The sequence below is a fragment of the Kitasatospora sp. NPDC001683 genome (genome assembly GCF_053596495.1).
The window spans coordinates 1-9,501 of the sequence record NZ_JBSFGK010000168.1; the positions used below are offsets into that span (position 1 = coordinate 1).

The window sequence follows — 9,501 nt, forward strand, 5'->3', positions numbered from 1 at the left end:
GCTGCTCGGCGCGCTCGCCGCGGAGCGGGGTGCGGGGCTGGTCGCGAGCGAGAAGCAGCCGCACCGGGCCCGGCTGGTGGCGCGGGCGCTGGAGCCTTGCCCGGTGGTGGGGGTACGGAGTGCCGCGCCCGCGGCGAGCAGCCGCCCGCTTCGTCCGCATGCGGCCCACCCGCCCGCACGCCCCGCCCACTCCGCAAAGAGGGCCTGACCTGCTAACTTGCCGTCGACAGCTGGATGCCTACCGGTCAATCAGCGGATACCATCCGTCCGTCCAGCTGTTGATCCGTGCAAGGCGCTACGTGTGGCGCTGGTTCCGAATCGGGGGATTCATGCGCTTCAGCCTGCTCGGGCCCATCGTGGTCCGTCAGGACGGCCGAGTGCTGCCGATGGGCGGTCCCAAGGGCCGCGCACTGTTGGCCGCGCTGTTGTTCGAGGCCAACCGCGCGGTGTCCTTCGACGCGCTCCAACGCGCCCTGTGGGGTGAGCAGCCGCCGGCGACCGCGGTCTCGGCACTGCACAATCAGGCGCTGCGGCTGCGACGTGCCCTCCACACGGACGGTGTCCCGCGGCTGCAGTCCGCGCGCAACGGCCTGCTCCTGCGGGTGGACGAGGGCGAACTGGACGTCCGGGACTTCACGGACCTGCTCGCGGCCGCGCGGGAGGCCCGTGCGCGGAAGGACTGGCCGGCCGCCGCCGGGCACGCCGGCGCCGCACTGGCGCTGTGGCGCGGACGGCCGTTGTCGGACCTGCCGGAGCTGCACACGCTGTCCGCCGAGGTCGAACAGCTGAGCCAGTCCCACCTCCAGGCCCTGGAATGCCGCTTCGAGGCCGAGCTGCAGTTGGGGCGGCACACCGAGATCGCTCCGGAGCTGGGACGCTGGGCGGCGCACCACCCGCTCCACGAGGGGCTGCAGCTGCTGCTCGTCACCTCGCTGTACCGCAGCGGGCGCCGGGCCGAGGCGCTGGCCGCGTACGAGACGGTCCGGGCGGCCCTGGCCGAGGAGCTGGGCGTGGACCCGGGACCGGCCCTACGGGCCCTCCACCAGCAGATCCTCACCTCGGATCCGGACCCGCTGCCCCGCGCCGCGGCTGACACCCCGGCCGACACCCCGGCCGACACCGCGGCCGCAGCCATTCCGACCGTCCCGGTCCTCGTCGTACCCCGTGCCCCCGCACCCGCCCAACTGCCCGCGGACGCCGCGTTCTTCACCGGCCGCCAGGCGGAGCTGGACCGGCTGCTCCGCCTCCTGGAGCAGGCGGCCGACGGGAACGGTCCGTCGGTGGTCACCGTCACGGGCATGGGCGGGGTGGGCAAGAGCGCGCTCGCCGTCCATGCCGCGCACCTGCTGCGCGGCCGGTTCCCCGACGGCCAGCTCCACCTCGACCTGCGCGGTTTCGGCACCGGCATCCCCCGCGAGACGCACGAGGTGCTGGCCACCCTCCTGGACGACCTGTCCCCGGCCGCGCCCGCAACCGGCAGACAGCCGTTGCCCAGCGGCACGGACGACCGTTCCGCCCTGCTGCGCAGCGTGCTGGCCGACCGGCGCGTGCTGATCGTCCTCGACAACGCCCGCGACAGCGCCCAGATCCTCCCGCTGCTGCCGGGCACCGGTTCCAGCGCCATGATCGTCACCAGCCGGAACACGCTCACCGACCTGCCCGCGGCCCACCACCTGCCGCTCGCGCCCATGGACGCCGAGGAGCAGCGCGCGCTGCTCTCGGCCCTGTGCGGCCACGACCGCGTCGAACAGGACCTCGACGCCGCACTGCGCGTCCTCGCGGCCTGCGCGGGCCTGCCGCTGGCCCTGCGGATCGCGGGTGCCCAGCTGGCCGCCCGTCCCGCCTGGCCGCTGGCCACCCTCGCCGACCGCGTCGGCGACCAGGAACGCGGACGCCTCTCCGCGCTGACCGCCGGCCTGTTGGACCTGCGGGCCACGTTCGGCTCCAGCTACCTGACGCTGCGCGACAGCGACCGGCACGGCGATCGGGAAGCGGCTCGCGCCTTCCGCCTGCTCGGCCTGTGGCCCGGACAGGTGCTCTCGCCCGCCGGCGCCGCGGCCCTGCTGGACCGCACCCCGGGACAGTCCGAGGACCTGCTGGAACGGCTGGTCGACGCGCACCTGTTGGAGAGTCCCGCCCCGCTGCGCTACCGCCTCCACGACCTGCTCGCCGAGTACGCCGCCGAACGGGCCGATCAGGACGAGCCGGCCACCGTGCGCGAGTCCGCCCGGGAGCGGCTGTGCCTGTGGTACGCCCTCGCGCTGGAGAACGCCCGGCTCGCCCTCGGCGAGGGCTACCAGCTGCCACCCCGCCTCGACGAGACGCCGCCCGCCCCGCTGCCCGTCTTCACCGACCAGGCGCAGGCGATGGCCTGGTGCCGCCAGGAGCTGCGGAACATCGGCGAAGCCATCCGGCAGGCCGGCCAGGGCACCCGACCCGACCTGGCGTGGCGACTGCCCGTGTGGCTGCTCGGCTACATGCGCACCTGCTGGTGGACCGGTCAGTGGGAGGACTACCTCCACCAGGGGCTCCGCGTCGCCGAGCGAGGGCGCGACCGGATCGGCCGCGCGTGGCTGCTGCGGACGCTCGGCGCCTGCCACCGGATGGCCCGGCGCTACGACCTCGCCATCGAGGAACTAGAGGAAGCACTCGCCCTCTTCGACGACCCCGCGAGCAAGGCCGCCACCCAGGCGAACCTGTCGATCGCGTACGGTGCCGGCTGCCGGGTCGACCAGGCGCTCGCCCACGCGCGGGCCGCCCTCGAACTGCACCGGCGGACCGGCGGAAGCGAGCGGCACACCGCGATCCTGCTCAACTCCCTGGCGCACGCGCTGCGCGTGGCCGGCCGCATGGAGGAGGCCGAGGCCCAGTACCGCGAGGCGCTGGTGCTCTGGCGCCAGTACGGCAACGCCAACAGCTCCGCCGTCACCCTGGCCCACCTCGGCGACGTGCTGAGCCGTCTCGGCCGCGCCGACGAGGCCTTCGCCAGACTCCAGGAGGCCGTCGACATCTTCCAGGGGCTCGGCAACGCCGCCCTGGCCGCCGACACGCTGATCACGATGGCCCGCACCCACGCCCGCTTCGCCGAGTGGCCGCAGACCCGCATCCGCGCCCTCCAGGCCGCCGTGCTCGCGGACCGCCACGGCCTGGACTCCTGGCTCAGCGAAGCCCGCGGCATCCTCGACGACGTCGAGCAGGTCCGTCTCGGCGCGCGCGGCCTGGCCGGGGCACCGAGCAGCGCGTACCCGGCCCTGTGCTTCGGCCCGGGCCCCGGCCCGGCTCCTGCCACGCGGTGACCCGGTCAGGTCTTCGCCCGGTTCGGCCGGATGTCATCGCGGGGATGTCACGGTCAGCGTGATCGCGAGTCCGTTCCCGGGCGGAAACGGTTGCGCGTTGAACGGCACCCCGTGCTTGCCGACCTCCTTGAGCAGGAGGTCCCGTAGGTGACGCGCCGCCTCCTCCGGCGAGCCGGCGAATGAGTTCCCGGAGCAGGTGTACGGACCGGCGGACAAAGTCCCGAATTCTGTGGAAGCTTCGAGGAGCCCGAACGCGTGCGGGTTCCGCTCGAGACGGTAGGGGACGTACAACGTCGCCTCGCCCCGGACCCGCCCCCAGAGGCGATCGAGGGCTTTGACCAGCCCGTCCAGCTCGCTGAGCACCTGCTTCCGGTCGAGCTGAGGCGCCGCAGTAGGGGCAGCGACACGGGCTGCTCCGACACCTGACCCTGGTCCCCCGAAAATTTTTGTGAGGCGCCCCACGGAACCGAGACCACGCACCATCACGACGAGGTTCCCTGCCGAACGGGTCCAGATCGGCGCCGTCCGCCGGTGGGCGAAGGAGTCGCTGCCGAGGCTCGGCCTCCACCTGGACGATCCGCTGGTGGCAGACCTTCAGCTGACGCTGTCCGAGTTGGGTGCCAATGCCATCGTGCACGGTTGTGGGGGAGACCGGGCGGATGTGCGGCTGACCGCTGCTCTGACGCACACGCCGGGCGTGCTGCGGATGTCGGTGACTGACCCCGGGCGCGGCAGGCCCGAACACCGGCGGGCGGATGAGGTCGTCACCAGCGGCCGTGGCCTGTGCCTCGTCGAGGCGGTCACTGACCGATTCGGCGTTGACGACCTCGGGGCCGGCGGCAAGACGGTCTGGGCCGAGATCGACGTGCCGCGAGCGGTGTCGAGCCTGGCCCAGACCTCGATCGTGGTCGCTGACGAGATGGTTGATCTGGATCGCGCGGCATTGCGGGCCGACGCCACCGCTCGAGCCTCCTGAGCGAGGCCCATCGTCGGAATGTCCCGCGCGCGTCCGGAGCCGAGCGGTGAGGTACCAGCTGCCTGAGCATCACGGTGTAGGCCGCCAGTAGCGTCTTGCAGCCGTCGTACGGGCAGACGCCACCGGTTCCGATCGCCTTCCTGTGGTGCGTTTTCGCCGGCCGCTTCCCATGGACCCTATGACCACATCGGTGCCTGGCCGGACTACCAGACGGTACGAGACGTCATCGTGCTCACCGTCGTGATGAACACCGTCCGGCGCGCCCACCTCGACGCACACATCCGTCAACAGGCCGCCCACCAGGTCGCGTGCCTGCGCGGCGTTCCCGGAGCGTAGCAACCCCTGCTCCGGTTCATCGACCGTGCCAAGCAGGACGAGAACCGCAAGGTCGCGATAGCCACCTGCAACGAGGTCTGGGGCGACTACTCCGGCTCCGGACTGCAATGCGACGAGTACCCGTTCTCCTCCACCTATGAAGGTGCGAACAAGGGGGACAAGCGTTACTCGGCACGGCTGATCGACGGCAAGGACAACGGAGACGGAGGCAACATGATCAAGGACGTCTTCACCACGAACCGGATCTTGGACAACGACCCCTTCTACGTCACGATCGTCCCGTAAGCCGTACTCGCCAAGGCCGGAGGACAGCCAGTGCCGATTCTGTTCGAGTTCCGCACCGAAGCCAGGCCCGACAACGGCCTCATCGAGGTGTACGACTCCGACGCCTACCTCACCAACTCCGAAGCTGTCAGGCAGAGCTGGGACACGGTGGTAGCGGGCACCGGTACCCAGATCTATCTCCGCAGCCTCCAGAGCATCGCGCCTGCCGAGATCCTGGTACGGGTGTGGGACGGCCCTGCGCCGGCCGACAGTACCTGGGGCGCCGAGGGCGAACGCTCGACAGTGCTCGACAGCGCCACCGGCGAAGTGGTCATCCGCGCCTTTGCCCCGGACATCGCTGGTCACTTCCCATTGCCACGCCCAGGCGTCTACGAAGGCCGCGTGTCCTGGAAGGGACGACATGAGGCGGCCGCGCAGGAGACGAGCCTCCACACCGAACTCGGCGCGGCGGAACCGCAGTCGCAGGCGGACACCGACACGATCTGGGCAGCCCACCGGGAGGTCCTGGAGACCTACCGGATCGACCTGTGGTGGACCTCCGAGTCCGAGGACGACGAAGACGAGGATTAGGACCAGGCATCACGGGGGTGTGGCACCGTCCTGACGGCGGTGCCACACCCCGTTGGAGCAGAACAACCACCACACAGCATCCAAGAACGGCCAAGGCCTGCTGGATGCCGCGCGCGTCTCGGAGCTGGACGCGTTCGGCACGATCTGGTGCAAGCACGCCAACGCCTGGGGGCCGCCCACCATGGCCACCTCGCCATCCCCGCGACCGAGAAACTCGACGGCCCCGCCGCCTCGCCGGCACCGCCGCCCAGCCCCTCTACACCGCCCTCGACCGCGTCGGCCTCCACCACCTCACCGAGGCCGACCAGCCAGACCGTCCGAGACCTCACCCGCCACCTCGACCCCGCCACGCTGCGCCAGGTCATGAGCTGGCTGGAGCGCACCCGCACCGCGGCCCTCGCACTGCGCGGCACCGAGCAAGCCCCGCCCGTCCGGCCCATGGCACGCCGCACTCAGTTCTGACGGACCGCCCGGGCCCCAGGGCCTGCTGCCCTTTCGCTGCGCGGCCCAGCCGGTGACCTCCGGCTGGGCCGCGTTGTGCTGTGGACAGCGTCAGCTGTCCACAGTCGGCCTCGGCCAGGGTGGCGCCATGACGACGACGAAGAAGACCCCAGCGCCCTGCCAGGCCCACCCCGCCGACAGCTGGGGCAACTGCCCGGCGGCAGTGTTGCGCACCGTCCAGGCACGGCTCCTGGCGCGGATCTCAGTAGCTGTAGCCCTCCTTGCAGAAGCTGGCGGTGACCTTGTGCGGCTTGAAGTCCGGAAGGACCGAGTGAAGGTTGGACACCTCCGGCGCGATGAGCAGCAGGTCGATGACGAGCGCGATGATCATCAGCAGCGGCTTGAGAGGCCGCGCCGTGGTGTTCTGACCCCGCGCCGAGGCCCACAGCAGCATGGAGAGGAACAGCGCGGCAAGTATGCCGATGGTGGGGCCAGCCCATGCGGCGACCTGTGCGGACACGGGTATCGCGGGGGTGGGAACGCACATCAGTCCGCCGACGTAGTGGCGATGGGCCCAGAACGCGTAGACGGTGCAGGCCAGTCCAATCGGTACGGTCACGATCGCCATGGTGGTGAGCAGCGGCCATCGCGCGTTCGAGGATGAGCGAGCCGGGACGGTGTTGGAGCTGTAAGCCATCTGACCATTGCCAATCGGGATCGGGTTGCTTGTGCCCAACTTAGTGGTCGGCTCCGGAAGTCCTTCGGGGGTTGATCACGCGGCGAGGCGGAACGAGGATTCTTCCTGGTGATCGGCGGTGTGCCGGTCGAGCCTGGCCAGCAGATCGTCCAGGTCGGAGGTGGTGAACTTCCACTGGAACGGCTGTGCCGTGGCGTTGTAGCGGTCTTCGAAGGCTCGGAGCCGGTCCCCGACCTGGGCCAGGTCGGTGAAGTCGTTGGGAGAGACGACGTTGCGCTGCACGACGGAGAAGTAGATCTCCACCTGGTTCAACCAGGAGGCGTGCACCGGGGTGTGGACCATGACAGCGTTCGGGAAGGCGGCGGCGAGCCGGTCGGCGGCCTTCTGCCCGCGGTGCGAGGAGCCGTTGTCGACGACCCAGAACACGCGCCTGGCGCTGGCGTAGGGTTCCTGGCTCATGACCTGGGTGACCAGGTTCATGAACGGGTCAATGCCGGTGCGTGGTTCGGTGCGGCCGAACACCTTAGCCCGGTGGACGTCGTAGGCGGCCAGGTAAGCCAGCGCGCCGCCGCGCCCGTAGGTGTGGTTCACGCGCATCGCGCGGGCCTGGCCCGGGGCGAGGGTGGGATGGCAGCGGCAGCGGGCCTGGATGGAGGTCTTCTCGTCCGCGCTGATGACGTACTCGTCCTCGCCCAGCGCGACGCCGTCGAACGTGCGGGCATAGAGGTCCAGTACCCGTTGGGCCTTCGGCCGGAACAGCGGGTCGGTGATGAAGATCCAGGACCGGTACTGACACGGCTTGAGCGCGTCGGCCCGAAGCCAGCGGCGGATGGTGGAGGCGGACACGAAGGTCGCGATGCCGCGTTCTGTGGCTTCCCGGGCCAGTTCGGGGGCCGACCAACGCGCCAGCGGCACACCGCTCTCGCTGGGCAACTGGCAGGCCAGCGCGGTGACCTGGGCCCGCTGCAGCGGTGTGAAGGCGCTCGGGCGTCCCGAGCGGCGGCGGTCCGCCAGCCCGGCCAGCCGCTGCTCGGCGAAACGGCCCCGCCAGGACCGCACGGTGTCCAGGTGTACCCCGACCTGCCGGGCGATGCGCGCGTTGGCCCAGCCGCGTGCGGCCAGCAGCACGATATGCGCGCGTACCCGCGCCCGGTACTCGCTTCGGTGGCCCCAGGCCACCTTCTTCAACCGCTTGCGTTCGGAAGCGGTCACGGATATCGGGCGGGCAGCGGCAAGGGGCATGGCAGACAGGCCGATCACGAAAAGCGCCCGGATCGAGCAGGATGGCCGTCGAGCCGTTCGGCGCGCTTCATCTCCTCGCGGGCGTACTGGGTGACACGCTCGGGCACCTCCTGGCGGTCCTCCGAGGGGTCAGGATGTGTCGGTGGTCGAGAGGGCGCCCACGGCGAACTTGTGCGTCTGTGCGGCTGCTTCGTCGATCGGCACGTGCTTGCCGTCCGGCGGGAAGAAGTCGACGACGCCGATCGCTCCGTAGTTTGCCCAGAAGCAGGTCGTCATGGGGAAGGTGTCGCTGACGTTCTGCTGGCACTTCACCACCAAGTCCTTGGTGGTGAAGGACTTGGGCTCGCCGACCGGGTTCCGGCCGTAGCCCTTCTCCAGCTCCATGGTGTGGGAGAAGACCTTGTCCAGTGAGGCGGCGGGGTCCGCCACCTTTTCATACAACGTCGTTCGGGTGGTGAGGTTAGGCGCGGTCGCCCGCATCGCGCCCTTGCTGAGGGTGATGCGCGTCGCGCCGAAGCAGGAGACCTTGTCTTCCCCGGAGTCCTGCTTGACTTGCGGCAGGTCGTCGTCACCGGCGATGTCCATGTCCAGGTCGCTGCCGAAGTGGAAGCCTCCGTTGCCCTTGTCGCAGGTCATGCCGTCCAGCGCGGGTACGCGGATTGCCTTGTACCGTGCTCCGGTGTCGGCAGCGAGCTTTTCCGCCTTCGGCAGAGCGTCCTTCTTGTCGCCACCGTCGGATCCGCAGCCTGTGGCGAGCACGCCAACGGCTATGGCGGTGGTCAGAATCCCCCACTTGTTCTTCATTGCCGATCTCCCCTGGTCAATGATCACCAAGGGATCCTATAGCCCTAGGGACTCTCGGGATGTCAATGTGCGTTCGGCTCAGGGCACGGTGACGCTGTTGCCGCCGCTCTGTTTCCCCCCGAGCCGACCGCACAGTGCCACTCGCCGGCGCCCGGTGCGCCGCCCCCGACTACGCCTGCGCGCTCTACCTCACCACTCCCGACATCTGACCAGACGCCACCCACGACAAGGGCTCCGGAGTCAACCCCCGAAGGACTTCCGGAGCCGACCACTTAGACTCTCGGCCGCGGCCGCGATCTTCTCCCCGGCGAGCCGCGAGCTGGCGGACCGTCCCCTCGCCGAGACGGTCGTGGTCTGCGGCGCCCAACTCCGGCTCGCGCCAGTTCAACTGACGGCTTGACAAGCCCACTACCACGGAGTGGCTGGAACGACAGGCCGATGCCGCCCGGGTGGCGAACGCCGCGCTGCGCTCGTGCTGGACGTGCCGGGGCTCTATCGGCGGGAAGGCGGGCTCGGAGTTGGAGCCGCGGGAGAAGGCCGGCCCGGACCGGTTGGAGTGTCCGCAGTGCGGCCGACCGGAAGGTTGTGCAGTCTCAAGAAACATGCAACTTCGCTGCAGCTATGAGCTGTGGATTCGCAGATTGGCTGAGGCGCTGATTCTGGGTCGGTCATGGCATGGCCGCTGAGCGGCGGCGCATTGGTGCAGGTAGTTGAAGTGCGCTGCCCAGCCTCTCTACACCGCGCTGGAGCGCGCCGGCCCAGTTTCCCGGTGACCCGCCCCGACCCGTACGACGTCCTCGCCCAGTGGCTCGCCGCCGGCCTCGGCAAGCACGGCCGCGCCCTGCAGGGCACCA

Annotated in this window: 10 protein-coding genes and 1 pseudogene; 7 read left to right on the forward strand and 4 right to left on the reverse strand. The window is 70.3% G+C overall.

The genetic code is table 11. From position 1 onward, the window contains the following. Positions 1 to 208: pseudogene (locus tag ACWCYO_RS39245) on the forward strand (hypothetical protein); the annotation flags it as partial. Between the two features lie 121 nt (positions 209 to 329). Then, positions 330 to 3,296, forward strand: a complete 2,967-nt coding sequence (locus ACWCYO_RS39250; RefSeq protein ID WP_449786875.1) for an AfsR/SARP family transcriptional regulator — start codon at positions 330 to 332, stop codon at positions 3,294 to 3,296. A gap of 33 nt (positions 3,297 to 3,329) precedes the next feature. Here ACWCYO_RS39250 and ACWCYO_RS39255 read toward each other — a convergent pair whose 3' ends face one another. Further along, positions 3,330 to 3,659, reverse strand: a complete 330-nt coding sequence (locus ACWCYO_RS39255; RefSeq protein WP_270139936.1) for a hypothetical protein — start codon at positions 3,657 to 3,659, stop codon at positions 3,330 to 3,332. An 85-nt stretch (positions 3,660 to 3,744) separates the two neighbouring features. On the opposite strand from ACWCYO_RS39255, the gene ACWCYO_RS39260 reads away from it, so the two are divergent. The 4 genes from ACWCYO_RS39260 to ACWCYO_RS39275 all read left to right on the forward strand — a co-directional run bounded on the left by ACWCYO_RS39260 (position 3,745) and on the right by ACWCYO_RS39275 (position 5,925). Beyond that, entirely contained in the window at positions 3,745 to 4,272 is a 528-nt protein-coding gene (locus ACWCYO_RS39260) for an ATP-binding protein (RefSeq protein ID WP_449786876.1), read from the forward strand. A gap of 354 nt (positions 4,273 to 4,626) precedes the next feature. Continuing rightward, on the forward strand, positions 4,627 to 4,893 hold the full coding sequence (locus ACWCYO_RS39265) for a NucA/NucB deoxyribonuclease domain-containing protein (protein WP_449786883.1): 267 nt from the start codon (positions 4,627 to 4,629) through the stop codon (positions 4,891 to 4,893). A 30-nt stretch (positions 4,894 to 4,923) separates the two neighbouring features. Next, on the forward strand, positions 4,924 to 5,463 hold the full coding sequence (locus ACWCYO_RS39270) for a hypothetical protein (RefSeq protein WP_449786877.1): 540 nt from the start codon (positions 4,924 to 4,926) through the stop codon (positions 5,461 to 5,463). Positions 5,464 to 5,610: 147 nt separating this feature from the next. Beyond that, positions 5,611 to 5,925 carry a hypothetical protein gene (locus ACWCYO_RS39275; protein ID WP_449786878.1) on the forward strand — a complete coding sequence of 105 codons (315 nt, stop codon included), beginning with the start codon at positions 5,611 to 5,613 and terminating at the stop codon, positions 5,923 to 5,925. A gap of 241 nt (positions 5,926 to 6,166) precedes the next feature. Here the strand turns inward: ACWCYO_RS39275 and ACWCYO_RS39280 are convergent, their stop codons facing one another. The 3 genes from ACWCYO_RS39280 to ACWCYO_RS39290 all read right to left on the reverse strand — a co-directional run bounded on the left by ACWCYO_RS39280 (position 6,167) and on the right by ACWCYO_RS39290 (position 8,674). Further along, on the reverse strand, positions 6,167 to 6,523 hold the full coding sequence (locus ACWCYO_RS39280) for a hypothetical protein (protein WP_449786879.1): 357 nt from the start codon (positions 6,521 to 6,523) through the stop codon (positions 6,167 to 6,169). A 153-nt stretch (positions 6,524 to 6,676) separates the two neighbouring features. Next, positions 6,677 to 7,813 (reverse strand): IS630 family transposase, encoded by a 1,137-nt coding sequence (locus ACWCYO_RS39285; RefSeq protein WP_449786880.1) that lies wholly within the window; start codon positions 7,811 to 7,813, stop codon positions 6,677 to 6,679. A gap of 159 nt (positions 7,814 to 7,972) precedes the next feature. Further along, positions 7,973 to 8,674 (reverse strand): hypothetical protein, encoded by a 702-nt coding sequence (locus tag ACWCYO_RS39290; RefSeq protein WP_449786881.1) that lies wholly within the window; start codon positions 8,672 to 8,674, stop codon positions 7,973 to 7,975. 643 nt (positions 8,675 to 9,317) lie between these two features. Here ACWCYO_RS39290 and ACWCYO_RS39295 point away from each other — a divergent pair. Further along, positions 9,318 to 9,501: hypothetical protein (locus ACWCYO_RS39295; RefSeq protein ID WP_449786882.1), on the forward strand; the 184-nt coding region annotated here is incomplete at its 3' end.